We start from the raw sequence: 372 nt of genomic DNA on the forward strand, positions 1-372 counted from the left end.
CCCGCGATCTGACGGTATGATAAACAAGTTCTCTTCTGCGGTGGGATAAATCCCATCTTCGGTATCAATGATTCCTTTGATTACTTCTAACAAAGTGGGGTCTTGTTCAGTAGGTTCTTGTCCAAAAAAGAAGGTTAAATTGGCTTGGGGGTCAGCATCAATGACAAGGACTCGTTTTCCTTGCTGACTCAGCTGCTTCGCCAAGAGGATAATTAGGGTTGTTTTCCCTTGTCCTCCAGCTAAGGAGAGGGCACTCATTACTTTCATAGCAAAATATCAAGACAACTCTAGTTATAGTTTAATTAAAATCTCAATACTTTTTTATCTAGGTATCTAGAAGTCTAGGTATCTAGACTTGCTTTTGGGTGAAAT

The 372-nt window shown here is 40.1% G+C and carries 1 protein-coding gene; it reads right to left on the minus strand.

Annotated features, from left to right (window positions below; genetic code table 11):
• Positions 1-267 (minus strand): ParA family protein (locus R0J92_RS21940; RefSeq protein ID WP_411053202.1); only part of this gene is annotated, 267 nt, incomplete at its 3' end.
• Between the last annotated feature and the right edge of the window lie 105 nt (positions 268-372).

Source organism: Tritonibacter sp. SIMBA_163 (genome assembly GCF_046535935.1).
Lineage (GTDB): Bacteria > Pseudomonadota > Alphaproteobacteria > Rhodobacterales > Rhodobacteraceae > Epibacterium > Epibacterium scottomollicae.